Below are 18,258 nucleotides of genomic sequence, written 5' to 3' on the forward strand. Positions count from 1 at the left end.
ATGATTAAGACAATAAGAATATAAAAAAGCAGGTGATAATAATGAAAATGAGTATTTATATATTATTATTATTAATCTCAGCTGCAGTGGCAATCGGGTGGAGCTGGAAGAGGCTATTGGATTTCAACAGTTACAAGAAGCCGTTTTTAGAAGGGGTTGCGCTTCAATTTTTCTTCCTGCTTTTAGCGTCCATCTGGTGGCTTTTGACAGAGGATTTTTCTAAGGGGATCATGGGCGTATTTTATTATCTTATCGCTTTCCTGGTCATCATGGTGATCCATGGGTATATTCTGCATTATTTATTTTCAAAAAAGAAAATGAAAGAAGAAGCAGAATGAAGGCTATTGGAATCGATGCAGGAGGAACACTTACTAAAGTTGTGTACGAAGAGCAAGGGAGATACCATTATAAAACCTATGACAGTAAAGAATTACTTTCTGTGATAAAGTGGCTCGAACTCACTTCACCTCATGCAAAAATATATGTAACCGGCGGCAAGGCAGGGAAAATTAAATCAATGATTCCTCATTGTGCAGTGTACCCTGAATTCAAAGCAGTTGAGGAAGGGACACGATTGCTTTTAAAGGAACAAAAACAAAAAAATGTAGACCGATTCATTCTCGTGAATATCGGAACGGGGACTTCCTTTTTTAAAGTGGATGATCGTAATTTCACACGAGTACTTGGCAGCGGCATAGGCGGGGGTATGTTTATGGGGCTTGGTACTAAACTGACGGGTGTGAAGGACTTTTCTGAGTTGGTGAGGTTATCCGCAGACGGCCGCCGGGAATCGGTCGACTTGATGGTGAATGAGATTTATGAAGGTCAGGAGTCACCTGTTCCCGATTATTTAACAGCTGCTAACTTTGCCAAATATGCAGATTGTAAGACCAGGAAAGAAGATGTATTAAGGTCATTAACCAATATGATGGCGGAGACAATCATCTTATTGGCCCATCAACTTTCAATCACACACAACACTGGGTCTATCGTCTTTATCGGCAGTACCCTCCGTGCGAATACATCTCTGAAAGAAGATCTGTCACAATTCAAAGAGATGCTTGATTATGATCCCATCTTTATAGGTAATGGAGCCTTCTCAGGCAGTCTCGGTGCCCTGAGCTTAGGTTTGAAAGAACAGGGGGATTTCACAAAATAGTCATGGAAACTCATGGGAAGCGCATTGTTTTTTCTATTTCTATCTACTAACATAGAATGAGAACAGCAGTGAAAGCGGAGGAGATTGAAGTGTCTAAGTTAAAAACACTGGCAGTGGTGATGACTCTGTTGGGTATTCTCCTTGCGGGTTGCAGCAACAGTGACTTCCAAGCAGAAACAAATTATGAAATAGCAGACTTCACTTATACCAACCAAAACAATGAAGAAGTGAGTTTAAAGGATTTAGAGGGAAAAGTCTGGATTGCGGATTTTATTTTCACTAACTGTGAAACTGTCTGTCCGCCGATGACGTTCAACCTGACCAAGCTTCAAGAGGAACTGAAGAAGGAAGGGGTGGAGGATTACAAGATTGTCTCCTTCAGTGTAGACCCTGAGAATGATAAACCTCAAGTATTAAAAGAGTATCTTTCGAAATACCAAGCAGATACCAGTAAATGGGAATTGTTGACCGGTTATCAGTTTGATGAAATCAAGGACTTCGCCGAACATTCTTTTAAAACAATTGTGGCTAAAGACCCCAATTCCGATCAAGTCATTCATCAGACAAGCTTCTTTCTAGTGAATCAAGAAGGTGTGGTTGTTAAGAGTTACAGTGGTAACAGCGACGTTCCTTATGATGAAATCACGGCAGACATGAAGACCCTGATTGAAGAGGGTTCAAAAGAGTAGCTGCAACAAGAATAGTCAAGAGAAACAAACCTGTTTCTCTCGGCTATTTTTTTATTCACATATGGGAATATGGTAAAGTTAGAATAGTTATTCAATTATTGAAGTGGGTGAAGAAAATTCGAAAAACAAAAGGAATCTTTATCTTTGATTGCGTCATCACGGTAGTGATCCTAATGTGGACAATTAAGTCTTTTTCAGAAGGGGAAACCATGAAAGGCATGCTCTTCATCGCATGTTTTGCATTAATGACGGGAGTATTATTTACACATTATAAGCAAAGGAAATCGTAGCGGGAGCAGGTGAAAAAGGGTGCATAAACGATTTTATACGGTCGGTATGGCCGGACATATAGATCATGGCAAGACTACGCTCACTAAAGCGCTCACCAATATCGACACTGATCGGCTCAGAGAGGAAAAGGAAAGGCAGATTTCAATAGAACTTGGCTTCGCCCCTCTTTACCAAAGAGATGACATGCAGATTTCCATCATTGATGTACCCGGTCATGAACGCTTCGTCAGGAAGATGATTGCTGGCGTAGCTGGGATTGATCTTGTTGTGCTGGTTGTCGCTGCAGACGAAGGCATCATGCCTCAGACACGTGAGCATGTGGATATCCTTTCCCTCCTTGGTATCTCAAATGGGATTGTCGTGCTCACGAAATTATCAAATGTGGATGCTGACTTGAGAGAGCTTGCAAAAGATGAGGTAGAAGAAGAGCTTAAAGGTTCTCCTTTTGAGGGCGCTCCTATCTTGATGGTAGATAGTGTTTCAGGGGAAGGAATCCCAGAACTAAAGGATTTAATCATACGCTCTATAGAAAATATTCCGGTCAAGAGTGCAGAAGGTGAGTTTCGTTTGTCGATCGATCAGGTATTTACCTTGAAAGGGCAAGGCACGATCGTTAGGGGGACTATATACGAGGGAACGATCTTGACGGGAACGGATGTCACCATTCTCCCTCAAAGAATTCGAGCGAAAGCAAGACAAATCCAAGTCCATGGGATCAATACCCGGCAAGGATTTGCAGGTCAGCGGACAGCAATCAATTTAGCAGGGGTCAATTACCAACACGTAGAACGTGGAAACGTATTGGTGTCCTCTTCACATTTTGCTGTAACGGACACGGTTGATGTGTCACTAAACATCCTTGGAGGAATTGAGCATGACCTTAAACAAAGAATGGAAATAAAAGTACATACAGGAACATCCGAAGTGATGGGTAAACTTATATTCTTCGACCGGAATAAGGTGGAACAACAAGAAGACTCCATACTTTGTCAGATTCGATTAAATGATAAAATCGTGGTAAAGCGCGGTGATCGATTTATTATAAGGAGACCAACACCTGTAGAAACACTCGGCGGCGGCTGGATCATTAATCCAAACGGAAGAAAGTATAAATTCGGCGGCGAAACGATCACAAAGTTACGTTCTATAGAGGAAGGGACACCGGAAGAAAGAATCTTAAAACTTCTTCAAAAGAAGAAGAGCCTGCCTGTTGAATCCATTCTTAAAGAAGCATCCATCAATCCTGAAGAACTTAATGAACTATTGAAGCAGCAAGGGTGGATAGAGCTGCGCGCCTCCAGCATAACCCACCTCAGCATTGTGGAGAGATGTAAAGAAATGATTAAGGATGTTCTTTGTTCCTACCATGAAAGTCACCCACTCCAAAAAGGAATCAACAAAGGGGAGCTGCAACCATTGCTTCAGCCTTTCACTGATGTTGTGATTCAATATAGTATCGAAAGGTTACTTCAACAAAAAGAAGTAACGAGAGAGAAGGGCTTCTTTCGTTTAGAGGGTTTCGCTCCGAGCCTTCCTACTCAATGGGAAAAAAGGTGTTTGCAGATGCTTCATTCCATCAGGAAAGATGGGCTGAATGTAAAAAAGATGATAGACTATTTTCAAGAGGCTGGCATACCTGAGTCCCTGAGACAATCTTTTTATCACTTCTTTATACAGGAGAAGTGGATCGTCCCGCTGGATGAAAAATATGCGTATGCTCATGGGGTGTATGAAAAAGCTGTAGAAGATCTGAAAGAACATACGGGCAGCACTTTTACAGTAGCCCAAGCAAAAGAGATTCTGGGCATATCTCGTAAATACATGATTCCTTTTTTAGAAAGGCTGGATAAAGAAGGGTATACAGTCAGAATGAAAGAAGAGAGGAAATGGATTTCTTATGAAGATTAAGACTGATAGGTTTTTCTTTTCGAGAAATGTGGTATAAATGTACTCATACAATTGTATATCTTAGTAAATAGACAAGGCAAGAAAGTAGGAGACGTAAGATGCAGGAATTATGGAGAGCATTTGGATGGGTGATCCCCATTCTTGCACTGGTTACCATTACTTCTATCCTAGCCGTCTCCGTATGGAAAAAGAAAAAAGGCAAGGGAAGGTGGATGAACCTCCTTCCCGTCTTATTGCTTTCGATTTCCATTGGCGGTATATGTATGATCACCCTAACACCATTTCTTGGTGACGGAGGAATGAACGGCGGGGTTAAAGGCGATACCAACATGGAGCCTTTCTCCAATCTGAAACTGAACCTTTTATATCGGAATCATTTGGAAGTGCCGATCCGTAACTTAATAGCCAATGTTATTCTCTTTGTGCCATTCGCTTTCTTTTCAAGCTGGTGGATGCGTCATCAAAGGGCGATTCTTTTGAAGGTGACGTTTCTCGGGTCACTCTTTTCATTCTTTATCGAATTGACCCAATATTTTCTTCCTTTAGGAAGGTCCACTGATATTGATGATTGGCTGATGAATTCGTTGGGATCGCTTCTAGGCGGTATTTTATTTATCATAGGAGGTTTCTTATACAGATTGTTGAAGTTAAATGGCAAACTAAATAGATGATAGGAGTCACCGGGAGCATATACCTTACGGAAGGTATATGCTCCCTTTTCTTAGGTTCACTGTCTATAAATGCTGAGGACCCTTTCAGGGGTTGGGAATGCATGGTTATATAAAGTTAGAAAATTATGTTAATATTGTAGGGATATCAATTTTCAAAGGAGAACATACATGGAAATACAAATACATAAGGCATCACTTGATGATGCTGAATTATTGACTTAAATAAAGAAACTAGCGTTTGATGGTGAGGCTGCTAAGTGGCTTGATGAAGAAAATTACAAGGTGGATTACAATATACAGCCTCCTGGATATGCTTCGGTTGAAAAGAACAGGTATATGATTGGGGAATTGGAAGTCTATAAAATATTAAATGGGGAAAAGGTAGCTGGAGGAATCATCGTGACAAGTTCAGGGCGAGCGTACGGAAGGATCGATCGCATTTTTATCCACCCTGACTTTCAGGGGCAAGGTATTGGTACCAGGGTGATTGAATTGATTGAAAAAGAATTTCCTGAAGTGAGAATATGGAATCTTGAAACATCTGCGAGGCAAAAGAATAATCACCGCTTTTACGAAAAAGCAGGGTATCGAACAACGTTTAGATCTGATGATGAATATTGTTACGAGAAGAGGATGGAAAAGGAGGCAGAGCATAAGAATCTACTAAAGGAAAAAGACCTTTCAGGAAGCATTTACGAACATTGTGATTCGAGTCATTCTGAATTCTATGGGGTTACGTTGGAAGGAAGTTCGATCAGTAACAGCAACCTGATGAGTAGTCACGTGAGTAACTGTAATATGAGTCAAGGAAAATTTCAAAATATCAATTTTACACACTCCCTATTTGCAGATTTAAATCTTTCAAATAGTCAATTTGCCCATGTGAACCTGGGTGCCGTTTCCTTTCGGAACACTGATTTGGGAGAGGGGGAAGATCCCTTGAGCTTTAAAGGATGTGAGCTTCAGGGAACCAGTTTTTCTAACTGCAATTTAAAGGGTATTATGATTGAGGACTGTGATTTGTCAGGGATGAAGATTGATAATATTCCGGTGGAAGAACTGATGGCTGCCTATAAGAGGCTGCACAATACATAATATGGCGGGGTTCAAGGAGATTCGACCCCCGGTTGGAAGGAGATGGGACCATGAACGAAGAAAGACTATCCATCTTTGATAAAGATTATAATAGATTAGGAGAGCGTCCCAGGTCGGAAGTGCATGAAAAAGGGTACTGGCATGAAACCTTCCACTGCTGGCTGGCTCACCATGATGAAAACAGCGGGGAAGATTATATTTATTTTCAGTTGAGGAGTGAACGCAAGAAAGATTACCCCGGACTGTTGGATATCACAGCTGCCGGGCATATTCTGTCTCATGAATTGATGGAAGATGGAGTAAGGGAGATCCAAGAAGAATTGGGGCTGGACATTTGCATCAATGAACTTATTTTTACAGGTGTAATCAAGGAAGAGTTGAATGGCGGGGGTTTTACAGACCGTGAATTAGCAAATGTTTTTCTATTTACAAAACCGGTGGCATTTGAACACTTTTCTCTTCAAGTGGAGGAATGTTCAGGGATCTTCCGTACGAGTCTGCGGGACTTCGAGCATCTTTTTTTCCAGGAAAAAGCTGAGATCGAATCAGAGGGCTTTATTGTTAATGAAGATTCAAATAAGGTATACATTAGCAGGAACATTTCAATAAATGATTTTGTAGACCATCCGCTGTCTTATTTTCATGAAATTATTAAGATAGTAAAGAGACAGCTGTTGGAAAAATAATTCAAGTTTCCCATGTTCATTTTATCCTTAATCCTCTATCATGATAATTTCAGTATTTATGCATGCAGATTAAGGGGGAGTGTTGTGAACGGTACAGCACATATGGCCGCGGGAGCAGCGGCAGGATTTATTACAGCCAATTCAATGGGATCAGACTTAAGCACGACTGCCATACTTGTTACAGTCGGTGGAATTGCCGGTCTGATGCCAGATATGGATATTGATGGCAAGCTTAGTAATAAGGTGACATTTTCACCGAGGATGATTCGGGCGGTGGCACAGGTAATTGGTTTTATGATGATGGTTTACAGTTTCCTGGAAGAGCAAGGAAGGGAACAATGGATCGGTATAGGGTACGGTATCGGTATTTTACTGCTTTCCACCGTGATTACTCAGAGGAGGATGCTGACCTTTACGGGAATCGGGGTGACGGCAGCAGGCTGGCACCTTAGTGAAACCTGGATATGGCTGCTTGGAATTTACATCGTAATCGCTTCACTTGTTTCACACCGGAGTTATACTCACTCTCTGCTGGGTTTGACTTTTTTTGGATTCATCGCAAAATACTTTGAGTCTTCACTGATGATTGAGGGCATTTTTGAAGCGTGCATGCTGGGATATGCCAGCCACTTAGTCGGGGATATGAAATTCCTTCCTTTCAATAAAAGAGGCGTCAAATTATTTCTGCCATTTACAACGAAAGAAATATAAAATTTGTTGACCATTTTTTTCACGTGCTATAAAATATTGGAAACAAGAATATAACCTATGCAATGATGAAGAAAAGTAAGCTGTTGAAACACTCCAGAGAGCTGATGGCCGGTGAGAATCAGTGTGGGAAAACAGTCGAATGGGCTTTTGAGCATCCAGGCTGAAATAAAAGTAGGTTTGGCGGAAAGTCCCACCGATACAAGGGACAATGTATCGAGGAAGGATTCCTCTGTACAGATAAGTGCGTTCACGGCAGTGGACGAATGAAGGTGGCACCACGGGTTTCCCGTCCTTTTTAGGACTGGAAGCCTTTTTGTGTTTAAAGAAATGGGAGGAATGAAAGTAATGAAAAAGCAAGTGTTGACCGGAATCAAACCAACAGGCAGGGTGCACCTGGGGAATTATATCGGTGCCATAAAACCCGCTCTTGAGCTGGCCGAAAATGAATTATACCAGCCTGCATATTTTGTAGCGGATTATCATGGACTTACGAAGATACATGACAGAGAGGAAATGAACCAGCTCAGCAGGGGCATTGCAGCAACTTGGTTAGCGTTGGGGCTTGATCCGGAAAAAGCAATCTTTTACAGGCAATCAGATGTTCCGGAGATTTTTGAATTAAGCTGGATTTTAGCCTGTTTCTCACCAAAAGGATTGATGAACCGCGCACATGCCTATAAATCCATTGTCGAGGAAAATCATCACTCAGGGAGAGAAGCAGATACAGGGGTAAATATGGGGTTATTTACGTATCCGATCTTGATGGCTGCGGATATTCTTCTTTTTCAAGCTGAAATTGTTCCGGTTGGTAAGGATCAAATCCAGCATGTTGAAATCGCAAGGGATATCGCTGAAAGCTTTAATCATACCTACGGGGAAACATTCACACTGCCTCAGTATGTCATCGAAAAAGAAACCGCAGTACTCCCCGGATTGGATGGACGTAAAATGAGTAAAAGCTATAATAATACCATTCCATTATTCGAAGAACCGAAAAAGCTCCAAAAACTGATCAATAAGATCAAGACAGATTCCAGTCCGCCTGAAGCGCCGAAGGATCCGGATGATTCCATCATTTTTTCGTTATATAAAGAATTTGCAACAGAAGTTCAAACACAAGAAATGAGAAGTCGCTTCCTAACCGGGATCGGCTGGGGTGAAGCCAAGAAAGAGCTTTTTAAAGTCATGAATGTACATTTAGAAGAACCGCGTGAAAAATATAATGAGTTGATGGCATCCCCTGATAAGCTTAATGAAATGTTATTGCATGGTGCGGAAAAAGCAAGAAAGAAAACCAGACCTTTCTTAGAAGAAGTCAAAATGAAAATCGGGATCATCCACTCTTAAAGGTGAAAATATTAAAAGAGGCTGGGACATACACAGATGTCCCAGCCTCTTTCCCAGCAAACACACTATGGTTTTAAAATCACCTTAATATTTCCGTCTTCTTTCTTATCGAAAATATCATAACCCTTTGCAGCCTCTTCAAGAGGTAAACGATGAGTGATGATATCCGTTGGATCAAACTCGTTGTTTTCTATCATGTCATACAACTTAGGCATAAGGTGTATGACTGGAGCTTGCCCCATTTTGATAGAGACATTTCTACTGAAGAAATCCCCTAATGGAAAACGATTTGCCTCAGTGCCATATACACCTGTCAATTGCACCGTCCCGAATTTCCTTACTGCCTGCGATGCGGTTTTAATAGGGGAGATGGTTCCGAATTGATTATCAAATTCAGATCCGAACGTCTCATCAGGAGCGACGGTCCCATCCATTCCTACACAGTCGATGACCACATCAGCACCCCCTTTGGTATATTCGTGGAGGACAGAGCCGATGTCCGGGGTCTCTTTGAAATTATAGATTTCAGCACTGTTTGTACGTTTAGCATGACTTAGACGGTGCTCAACCTGATCGACAGCAATGACGCGCTCGGCCCCTTTTAACTTGGCGAACTTCTGAGCCATCAGTCCGATCGGACCGCTCCCAAGAACAATGACCGTATCCCCTTCTTTTACTCCGCTGTTTTCAACGCTCCAATAAGCCGTCGGAATGACATCCGAAAGGAAGAGGACACTTTCGTCGTCAAGGTTACTGGTCTCAGGTACTTTAAATGAAGTAAAGTCCGCATAGGGCACTCGTAGATATTCTGCCTGTCCGCCTGGGTAGCCTCCCATCATTTCAGTAAATCCAAATAGACCTCCAATTTCTCCATGTGGGTTGGAATCGTCACACTGACTTTCCATCTGGTTCTTGCAGAAAAAACATTCCCCGCAGCCAATATTGAATGGAATGACGACACGGTCCCCTTTTTTCAGACTTTTTACTTCCGACCCTACTTCTTCGACAATTCCCATTGGCTCATGCCCCACTACATAATCTTGTTCCGGTTCGATTCCGCCGTGGTAAAGGTGAAGGTCAGAACCACAGATACCACTTGCAGTGATTCTCACGATCATGTCTGTATTTTCTTGAATATCGGGAGTTTCAACTTCTTTGACCACCATTTTTTCTTTTCCTTGGAAAGTCACGCCCTTCATTCCTATCACATCCTAATCAAGTATTTCTATACATATAGACTTGATATTGGTTGTTCAAACATATATTTTTTATGCATGCTATTTTGTACGACCTTTTGCTTAAAAATAACTCTTGGCATTCCATTGAAAATGCCAAAGTATTCATAATTTTCATTGACTTTTAATAAAGTATGATGTAAGTTATGAAGAAGTTATTTTAATAAAGTGATTGATGATAGTTAATTAAACCAAATAGATTCTTATCCAGAGAGGTAGAGGGACTGGCCCTATGACACCTCAGCAACCAGCCAAGGGCATGGTGCTAATTCCAGCAAGTTGAATTCAACTTGGACGATAAGAGGGAGATTGAACGACTGAAGCCTTCTTATATTTCATAAGAAGGCTTTTTGTTTTATATCCTTTTTCGTTTAAATAAGAAAAGGAGTGACGAAATTGAAAAAACACATCGATACCATTCTCGTTCAATCAGGAAATCGTACGGATGAGAGGACAGGAGCAATAAGTCCTGCCATTCACTTATCAACCGCATATCAGCATAAGGGGATCGGTCAATCGACTGGATTTGATTATACGCGGACCGGAAACCCGACCAGGACCATTTTGGAAGATACACTGGCTCTTTTGGAAGAGGGGGATAGAGGCTTCGCTTTCAGTTCGGGGATGGCAGCCATCCAAGCTGTACTGAGCTTATTTTCGTCAGGTGATGAATTGATTGTTTCCCAGGATTTGTATGGCGGAAGCTATCGTTTGTTTGTACAGTATGAAAATCAATACGGTATCAGGTTTCATTTCGTGGACACTCATGAAGAAAATCATATTGTTGAAAAAATAAACGAAAAGACAAGAGCGATATTCCTTGAAACGCCAACCAATCCATTAATGAATGAAACAAGTATTTCAACGGTGTCTACCATCGCTAAGGATAACGAGATATTACTGATTGTGGATAACACCTTTTACACACCAATCCTTCAAAAGCCCATTGCAGAAGGTGCTGATATAGTCGTTCACAGTGCTACAAAGTATCTAGGCGGCCACAATGACGTACTTGCCGGTGCTGTCATCGTCAGAAACAAAGAATTGGGAGAGAAACTCTATACCATTCAGAATTCGATCGGTGCCGTTCTTTCACCCTTTGATTGCTGGCTGTTACTCCGCGGCATGAAAACATTAGGCCTGCGGATGGCCCAGCATGAAAAAAATGCAAATGAGGTTGCAGAGTATTTAACGAATCATGACTGCGTGACGGATGTCCTTTATACCGGAAGAGGCGGGATGCTTTCTTTTCGCATTTCTAGGGAGGAATGGGTCGGTCCTTTTCTTGAGAAATTAGACATCATTACATTCGCGGAAAGTCTTGGCGGTGTTGAAAGCTTCATTACGTATCCTGCAACCCAGACCCATGCTGATATTCCTGAATGTGAAAGGAATACACTCGGCATATGTAATCGTCTCTTGAGATTTTCGGTCGGTATTGAAAATGTAGATGATATCATTTCAGATTTGGAGAATGTTTTTAATCAATTAAGAGGAGAGGTGCTTATACATGAGTGAAAAAACGTACTCACAGCAAACTTCCCTGCTTCATTCTCACGGATATGATGCCCATACAGGTGCTGTTTCTACACCGCTCTATCACGCAACCACTTTTCATCAGAGCGATTTTGACCAATATGGATCCTATGATTACAGCAGGTCGGGAAATCCAACCAGGGAAGCATTGGAAGAGACGATTGCAGAACTTGAAGGCGGCGTAGAAGGGTTTGCTTTTTCTTCAGGCATGGCAGCCATTTCTACGAGTTTCCTTATGCTTTCGCATGGGGATCATGTCCTCATTTCTGAAGAAGTATATGGGGGTACTTATCGATTGATCACAGAGGTATTGAACCGATTTGGCATTCAGTATTCCTTTGTGGATATGAGGGATCTTCATGAGGTCGCCCGTTCAATCAAACCAAATACAAAAGTGATTTACATTGAAACACCTTCGAACCCTTTACTTAACATTACAGATATTGAAGGGGTCGTAAAATTGGCAAAAGCCAATAACTGTCTGACCTTTCTCGATAATACGTTTATGACTCCTCTGCTGCAAAAGCCTTTATCACTTGGAGTAGATGTGGTCTTACACAGTGCAACCAAGTTTCTGGCAGGTCACAGTGATGTACTCGCCGGAATAGCAGTGACCGGAAATGAAAAAATCGCCCAGAAGTTATCATTCTTACAAAATTCATTTGGTGCTGTACTGGGACCTCAAGACAGCTGGCTATTGCTGAGAGGCCTTAAAACATTGCATGTACGCCTTAAGCAGTCATCCGAAAGTGCCTATAAGATCGCCCGCTTCCTTGAAACGAGGGATGAAGTGGAAGAAGTATATTACCCGGGACTGAGCTATCATAAAGGCCATGAAATCCATGTTCGCCAGGCAAAAGGACCTGGTGCTGTCTTATCCTTCCGCTTAAAAGGTGAAGAAGAAGTCAGGAAATTGACAAAACAAGTAGATATCCCTGTATTTGCTGTAAGCTTAGGTGCAGTTGAATCCATCCTTTCATATCCTGCAAAAATGTCTCATGCATCCATGCCTGAAAAGGAAAGAGTGAGAAGGGGGATCACATCTGGCCTGCTGAGGTTATCAGTTGGATTGGAGAACACAGATGAATTGATTAAGGACCTTGAACAGGGGTTGAATTCTCTGAAAGAAGTACCAATAAAGAAAGTCATCAATTTATAACAGAGAATGAAAGAGAAGGAGGGATCGTGTGAAACCGCTCATACAATCTTTGAAAGAAAGAATTTTGATAGCAGACGGAGCAATGGGGACTCTGTTGTATTCATACGGGGTGGATCGATGCTTCGAGGAGTTGAACCTTTCACACCCTAATGAAGTATTGAAAGTCCACAGAGATTATATAGAAGCTGGAGCGGATATCATCCAGACCAATACGTACGGTGCCAATTACGAAAAACTTTCCCGGTATGGGCTGGAGGATTCTGTGAAAGAAATCAATACCGCAGCTGCAAGGCTCGCTAAAAAGGCGGCTGGGGATCACACCTATGTAATAGGGACCATTGGTGGAATCAGGGCGATCAAGCAAAATATTTCACTCGAGGAAATCAAAAGAAGCTTCCGGGAACAGCTGTACTGTTTGCTTCTTGAAGGTGTTGATGGAATCCTCCTTGAAACGTACTACGACTTTGAGGAATTGACGACAGTCCTGAAGATTGCAAAGCGGGAAACAGATCTTCCCGTCATTGCACAGGTATCGCTGCATGAAACAGGAGTTCTTCAAAATGGCATGAAGATAAAAGAAGCTCTTCATCAGCTGGAATTGCTGGGTGCAGATGTTGTAGGGATCAATTGCAGAATGGGTCCATATCACATGGTTTCTTCACTTGAAGAAGTGCCGGTTCCCAAGAGCTCCTTTCTATCCGTTTATCCTAATGCGAGTCTGCCGAACTATGAAGAGGGAAGATTCTATTATTCTGCTGAACCGGAGTATTTCGGGGATATCAGCAATGAACTCCGCGAACAAGGGGCCAGAATCATAGGAGGATGCTGCGGGACGACCCCTGAGCATATCCGGGCTGTGTCAAAAAAATTAAAAAGCAGGGTGCCTGTGACTGAAAAGAAAGTGAAGACAAAAAAGTCGGTGCAGCTTTCATCCCAGCCTCCAAAAGAGAGGCTCCTGCATCATCAAGTGAAAGAAAAGAAGACGGTAATCGTCGAACTGGACCCGCCCAAGCACCTTGATACAGATTTGTTCTTTAAGGGTGCTCAAGCTTTAAAGGAAGAGGGGATTGATGCATTGACCCTTGCTGATAATCCATTGGCATCTCCGAGGGTCAGTAATGACGCGATCGGGACAATGGTAAAGGAACGATATGATCTTACTCCATTGGTTCACATCACTTGCCGTGACCGTAATTTAATCGGTCTACAATCACATTTGATGGGACTCCATACCCTGGGGATCCACAATATTTTAGCTATTACAGGTGATCCCGCCAAGATAGGGGATTTCCCGGGAGCGGCTTCTGTTTACGATCTCTCAAGTCTGGAACTGATTGAATTAATCAAACAAAATAATGAAGGAATATCATTCTCCGGCAAGTCACTCAGGCAAAAGACTCAGTTCTCAGTAGGTGCTGCATACAATCCGAACTTCAGGCATATGGATGCTTCGGTAAAACGCCTCGAGAGAAAAATAAAGGCTGGAGCTGATTACTTCATTTCTCAGCCTATATTTGGAGTCGAAGAAATGTTCCAAGTATACGAAGCTACGAAGCATTTAGATACGCCAATTTTCATTGGGATCATGCCTTTACTGAGTTCGAGAAATGCAGAGTTTCTTCACCATGAAGTACCCGGCATCAAAGTACCGGAGGAAACAAGAAACAGAATGAAGGATGCAGGTTCAGACCCCGTCCACACAAGGGCAGTCGGAATGCAGATTGCAAAGGAATCATTGGACACCGCACTTGAATTGTTTAACGGTATCTATCTGATTACTCCTTTTGTCCGTTATGATATGAGTATTGAATTGCTACGGTATATGAAAGAAAAAGCAGTGATAGAAAAGGAGGTTCCTTATGGCCGGCACATTATTTGAACAGCAGCTTAGAAAGAAAATACTCGTCCTCGACGGGGCGATGGGAACAATGCTTCAGGAAGCAGGTTTATCCCCGGAAGATTTCGGTGGTGAGGAATTGGACGGGTGCAACGAACACCTTGTCCTGACCGCTCCAGATGTCATTTACAACATACACAGGGAATATCTGCTGGCAGGAGCGGATGTGATTGAAACGAATACATTCGGGGGCACCCCCGTTGTACTGGATGAATACGAAATAGGATCGAAAGCCTATGAAATAAATAGAACAGCAGCTGAAATAGCCAAACAAGCGGCAAATTCCTTCTCGACAGCCGAGCGGCCAAGATTTGTAGCAGGCTCTATGGGACCGACAACGAAAACGCTATCGGTAACCGGGGGAATCAGTTTCGATGAATTATCGGAGAACTACCGTATTCAGGCAAAGGGACTTCTGGATGGCGGAGTGGACGTTCTATTACTCGAGACCAGCCAGGATGCTCTGAATGTGAAAGCAGCTAACCTTGGTATACGGGCAGCATGCGAAGAAAGCGGAAGGGAGGTTCCCATCCTTCTATCGGGAACCATTGAACCGATGGGTACGACATTGGCGGGGCAGAATATAGAAGCATTTTATTTGTCGCTGGAACATCTGAATCCACTGGTGGTCGGATTGAATTGTGCGACTGGACCTGAATTTATGAGGGACCATCTTAGATCTCTTTCAGATTTAGCGACAACGTATGTGAGCTGTTATCCAAATGCCGGCCTGCCCGATGAGGAAGGGAATTATAATGAAACGCCGGAATCCCTTAGTCTTAAAATGAGGGGATTTCTTGAGAAAGGCTGGCTGAACCTTGTAGGTGGATGCTGCGGTACCTCACCAGAACACATTCGGGCTTTATCAGACTTGGCAAAAGAATTTCAGCCAAGGATTCCGAATGAAGCACATGCCCATGCCGTCTCAGGCATCGAACCATTTTTATATGAAGATAAAGACAACCGTCCGATCCTCGTGGGTGAACGAACGAATGTGATCGGCTCAAGGAAATTTAAGCGCTTGATAGCCGAGAATAAAATCGAAGAAGCTTCAGAAATTGCAAGAGCCCAGGTGAAAAACGGAGCTCAGGTCATCGACATCTGTGTGGCTGATCCTGACCGGGATGAAGTGAATGATATGAATACGTTTATCCAGGAAGTCGTGAAGAAAGTGAAGGTCCCGCTTGTCATAGATTCAACTGATGAAGAAGTCCTGGAAACAGCTTTGAGATATTCACAAGGTAAAGTGATCATCAACTCCATCAACTTGGAAGACGGGGAAGAGCGATTTGAAAAAATTACCCCGCTCATTAAGAAGTACGGAGCTGCAGTTGTGGTAGGAACCATCGATGAAAAGGGAATGGGAGTCACGGCACAGCGAAAGGTTGAAATTGCCCAACGGTCCCATGAACTGTTGACGAAGAAATATGGGCTTGCTTCAGAGGATATCATCTTCGATCCGCTTGTATTTCCAGTGGGGACCGGGGATGCACAATATATAGGCTCAGCGAACGCTACCGTTGAAGCGATCAAGAAAATTAAAGAATTGCTCCCCCAGTGTCCACACATACTCGGGATAAGCAACGTCTCGTTCGGTCTGCCTCCTGTAGGGAGGGAAATCCTGAATGCCGTATTCCTATATCACTGTACGAAAGCCGGACTTGATTACGCGATTGTGAATACAGAGAAGCTTGAACGGTTCGCTTCCATTCCAGCAGAGGAGGTGGAACAGGCAGAAAAACTCCTGTTTGAAACAACGGATGCAACGCTTGCAGCTTTTACTGAATTTTATCGTGGAAAGAAAAAAGAGGTAAAAATACCTGTCAATACGATGACTCTGGAAGAACGGCTAGCTCATTATATTGTCGAAGGTACGAAAGAAGGGTTGATTCCCGATCTTGAACTTGCTTTAGAACAATATAGTGCGCCGCTCGATATCATCAATGGTCCTTTAATGGATGGTATGAGTGAAGTGGGACGCTTATTTAATGATAATCAGCTTATCGTGGCAGAAGTACTTCAAAGTGCTGAAGTCATGAAAGCATCTGTCGCCTTCTTGGAGCCGCATATGGAACAGAGCGGAACATCATCCTCTTCCAAAGGAAAAGTAATACTTGCCACCGTAAAAGGTGATGTTCATGATATCGGTAAGAATCTGGTGGACATCATTCTCAGCAATAATGGTTATGAAGTGAAAGACTTGGGAATCAAAGTTACTCCTCAGGAACTAATTGAAGTGATAAGACAAGAAGAACCGGATATTGTCGGATTATCAGGACTTTTGGTGAAGTCTGCTCAGCAGATGGTCATTACGGCGCAAGATCTAAGGCAGTCCAACATCTCAGTGCCGATCATCGTAGGAGGCGCAGCACTGACCAGAAAATTCACCTCCACCAAAATAGCAAAGGAATATGAAGGTCTCGTTCTATATGCAAAAGACGCCATGGATGGACTAAGCATCATCAATGGGGTGCAAAATGAAGGGACCAGAAAGAAATGGGAAGAGGAAAGCAGGCTGAAGCTCCTGGAAACGAATGGGGCCGAAGAAAAAGAACCTGCAGGAAACTCATCGGTTGCAGTGAAAGTCCGCTCAACTGTGTCAACGGATGTACAGATTTATGTACCGCCGGATTTAAGGCCGCATATCATCAAAGATTTTTCACTGAATCAAATTCATCCTTATATTAATCAGCAAATGCTTCTTGGTCATCACCTTGGGATCAAAGGGAAGGTTTCACGGCTTCTTGAGGAAAGAGATGAACGCACGCTCCGAATCAAGGAAATAACGGATGATTTATATGAGAAAGCAAAAAACGAAGGATTAATACATGCTTCCGCACTTTATCAATTTTTTCCTGCCCAGTCTCAAGGCGACGATGTGATTATTTACGACCCGGATGACGCCGGAAAAGAAATTGAACGATTTCATTTTCCTAGGCAAATGAGAAATCAGCATTTGTGCTTAGCCGATTATCTTCGATCGGTCGAAAGCGGTGAAATGGATTATGTCGGGTTCTTTGCCGTGACAGCCGGACGAGAAATCAGAAAATGGGCTGCTGAATTGAAAGAGGAGGGAAGATTCCTGGAAAGTCATGCTATTCAAGCATTGGCACTTGAGACTGCTGAAGGACTAGCGGAAAGGGTTCATGAAATGATGAGAAGCCGCTGGGGATTTCCCGATCCGGTTGATTTGACAATCCAGGATCGTTTTAGGACTAAATACCAGGGACAGCGTTTTTCATTTGGTTACCCTGCTTGTCCAGACCTTGATGATCAGCAAAAACTCTTCAAGCTCCTCAACCCTGAACGAATAGGGATCGAATTGACGGATGGATGTATGATGGAACCGGAAGCTTCTGTTACAGCAATGGTATTTGCCCATCCTGAAGCCAGGTATTTTAATGTACTTTAGGAAATCTGGCGTAATCAAAATGAAAATAATGATTGAAAAGCCCCCTGACGGGTAACGGGTTCTGTTTTGGAGTGCAAAATTACAATCTACACCGCAAAATGTGGTAGTCATTGCAGATACATTTAAAGATGATCTTACCCGACAAAATGAAAAAAGCGGAACCCCTCGAGCTAGATGAAAGAATCAGTAACATTGGATGATTAAATAAGGGAAGAAATTTCCCTTAATGAAGAAATGGAACTGAAAACAGTTAAAATAAAGGGAAGTTTTACTTTTATTTACTTGAAAAACATTAAAATTGGAGATCTGAGCAAGATTAGAAGAAAATTTTCCCCTTATTTTCCCCTATCCAAGCGAGCTTCAGCAGAATAACGGGGAAATTTCCCCTTATTAATATCTTTAGCTGCTCTATAAAGGATAAGGTATCCTGTGAATCCAAAGATCACCAACCTGTTCTTTAGT

14 protein-coding genes, 1 riboswitch and 1 other annotated feature are annotated in these 18,258 nt (G+C 42.5%); of the genes, 13 read left to right on the plus strand and 1 reads right to left on the minus strand.

Annotated elements, in window-relative coordinates; all coding sequences use genetic code 11:
* The first annotated feature begins 41 nt into the window (after positions 1–41).
* The 9 genes from HWX64_RS09065 (at position 42) to HWX64_RS09105 (ending at position 8,557) form a co-directional block, all read left to right on the plus strand.
* Positions 42–338 carry a hypothetical protein gene (locus tag HWX64_RS09065; RefSeq protein WP_175989140.1) on the plus strand — a complete coding sequence of 99 codons (297 nt, stop codon included), beginning with the start codon at positions 42–44 and terminating at the stop codon, positions 336–338.
* Positions 335–1,159 (plus strand): type II pantothenate kinase, encoded by an 825-nt coding sequence (coaW, locus tag HWX64_RS09070; protein ID WP_175989141.1) that lies wholly within the window; start codon positions 335–337, stop codon positions 1,157–1,159. Before HWX64_RS09065 ends, coaW begins: the two co-directional genes overlap by 4 nt.
* Before the next feature lie 89 nt (positions 1,160–1,248).
* Positions 1,249–1,848, plus strand: a complete 600-nt coding sequence (locus HWX64_RS09075; protein ID WP_254871072.1) for an SCO family protein — start codon at positions 1,249–1,251, stop codon at positions 1,846–1,848.
* Positions 1,849–2,157: 309 nt separating this feature from the next.
* Complete coding sequence (gene selB, locus HWX64_RS09080; protein WP_175989143.1) at positions 2,158–4,047, plus strand: selenocysteine-specific translation elongation factor; 1,890 nt, start codon at positions 2,158–2,160, stop codon at positions 4,045–4,047.
* Positions 4,048–4,145: 98 nt separating this feature from the next.
* On the plus strand, positions 4,146–4,718 hold the full coding sequence (locus HWX64_RS09085; RefSeq protein ID WP_175989144.1) for a VanZ family protein: 573 nt from the start codon (positions 4,146–4,148) through the stop codon (positions 4,716–4,718).
* 222 nt (positions 4,719–4,940) lie between these two features.
* Positions 4,941–5,813: a GNAT family N-acetyltransferase gene (locus tag HWX64_RS09090; protein ID WP_254871126.1), complete on the plus strand. Its 873-nt coding sequence runs from the start codon at positions 4,941–4,943 to the stop codon at positions 5,811–5,813.
* Between the two features lie 50 nt (positions 5,814–5,863).
* Positions 5,864–6,499, plus strand: coding sequence for an NUDIX hydrolase (locus tag HWX64_RS09095; protein WP_175989145.1), 636 nt, complete (start codon positions 5,864–5,866; stop codon positions 6,497–6,499).
* An 84-nt stretch (positions 6,500–6,583) separates the two neighbouring features.
* Complete coding sequence (locus tag HWX64_RS09100; RefSeq protein ID WP_175989146.1) at positions 6,584–7,210, plus strand: metal-dependent hydrolase; 627 nt, start codon at positions 6,584–6,586, stop codon at positions 7,208–7,210.
* A gap of 53 nt (positions 7,211–7,263) precedes the next feature.
* Positions 7,264–7,507 (plus strand) — a binding site (T-box leader).
* Between the two features lie 48 nt (positions 7,508–7,555).
* The gene (locus tag HWX64_RS09105) at positions 7,556–8,557 is read left to right on the plus strand and encodes a tryptophan--tRNA ligase (RefSeq protein ID WP_175989147.1); all 1,002 of its coding nucleotides are present in this window, start codon (positions 7,556–7,558) and stop codon (positions 8,555–8,557) included.
* A gap of 65 nt (positions 8,558–8,622) precedes the next feature.
* On the opposite strand, the gene HWX64_RS09110 is transcribed toward HWX64_RS09105, so the two are convergent.
* Positions 8,623–9,756, minus strand: a complete 1,134-nt coding sequence (locus HWX64_RS09110) for a zinc-dependent alcohol dehydrogenase (RefSeq protein ID WP_175989148.1) — start codon at positions 9,754–9,756, stop codon at positions 8,623–8,625.
* 236 nt (positions 9,757–9,992) lie between these two features.
* A riboswitch (SAM riboswitch) is annotated at positions 9,993–10,096 on the plus strand.
* Between the two features lie 92 nt (positions 10,097–10,188).
* Here HWX64_RS09110 and HWX64_RS09115 point away from each other — a divergent pair.
* The 4 genes from HWX64_RS09115 to metH are packed head-to-tail and all read left to right on the plus strand — an operon-like array spanning position 10,189 to position 17,796.
* Positions 10,189–11,310: a methionine biosynthesis PLP-dependent protein gene (locus HWX64_RS09115; protein WP_175989149.1), complete on the plus strand. Its 1,122-nt coding sequence runs from the start codon at positions 10,189–10,191 to the stop codon at positions 11,308–11,310.
* A complete protein-coding gene (gene metC, locus HWX64_RS09120; RefSeq protein WP_175989150.1) occupies positions 11,303–12,487 on the plus strand; it encodes a cystathionine beta-lyase in 1,185 nt (394 codons plus the stop codon). The genes HWX64_RS09115 and metC overlap by 8 nt, the downstream gene beginning before the upstream one ends.
* A 28-nt stretch (positions 12,488–12,515) precedes the next feature.
* The gene (locus tag HWX64_RS09125) at positions 12,516–14,366 is read left to right on the plus strand and encodes a bifunctional homocysteine S-methyltransferase/methylenetetrahydrofolate reductase (RefSeq protein ID WP_175989151.1); all 1,851 of its coding nucleotides are present in this window, start codon (positions 12,516–12,518) and stop codon (positions 14,364–14,366) included.
* Entirely contained in the window at positions 14,347–17,796 is a 3,450-nt protein-coding gene (gene metH / locus HWX64_RS09130; RefSeq protein ID WP_175989152.1) for a methionine synthase, read from the plus strand. The genes HWX64_RS09125 and metH overlap by 20 nt, the downstream gene beginning before the upstream one ends.
* Positions 17,797–18,258: the final 462 nt, after the last annotated feature.

It is taken from the genome of Bacillus sp. Marseille-Q1617, assembly GCF_903645295.1.
In the GTDB taxonomy this organism is placed as follows: domain Bacteria; phylum Bacillota; class Bacilli; order Bacillales; family Bacillaceae_B; genus Rossellomorea.

What these genes read in the sequence shown, in the direction of transcription:
- HWX64_RS09065 (WP_175989140.1), top strand. Translation starts at nt 42, where the DNA reads ATGAAAATGAGTATTTATATATTATTATTATTAATCTCAGCTGCAGTG.
- coaW (WP_175989141.1), top strand. Translation starts at nt 335, where the DNA reads ATGAAGGCTATTGGAATCGATGCAGGAGGAACACTTACTAAAGTTGTG.
- HWX64_RS09085 (WP_175989144.1), top strand. Translation starts at nt 4,146, where the DNA reads ATGCAGGAATTATGGAGAGCATTTGGATGGGTGATCCCCATTCTTGCA.
- HWX64_RS09095 (WP_175989145.1), top strand. Translation starts at nt 5,864, where the DNA reads ATGAACGAAGAAAGACTATCCATCTTTGATAAAGATTATAATAGATTA.
- HWX64_RS09105 (WP_175989147.1), top strand. Translation starts at nt 7,556, where the DNA reads ATGAAAAAGCAAGTGTTGACCGGAATCAAACCAACAGGCAGGGTGCAC.
- HWX64_RS09110 (WP_175989148.1), bottom strand. Translation starts at nt 9,756, where the DNA reads ATGAAGGGCGTGACTTTCCAAGGAAAAGAAAAAATGGTGGTCAAAGAA.
- metC (WP_175989150.1), top strand. Translation starts at nt 11,303, where the DNA reads ATGAGTGAAAAAACGTACTCACAGCAAACTTCCCTGCTTCATTCTCAC.
- metH (WP_175989152.1), top strand. Translation starts at nt 14,347, where the DNA reads ATGGCCGGCACATTATTTGAACAGCAGCTTAGAAAGAAAATACTCGTC.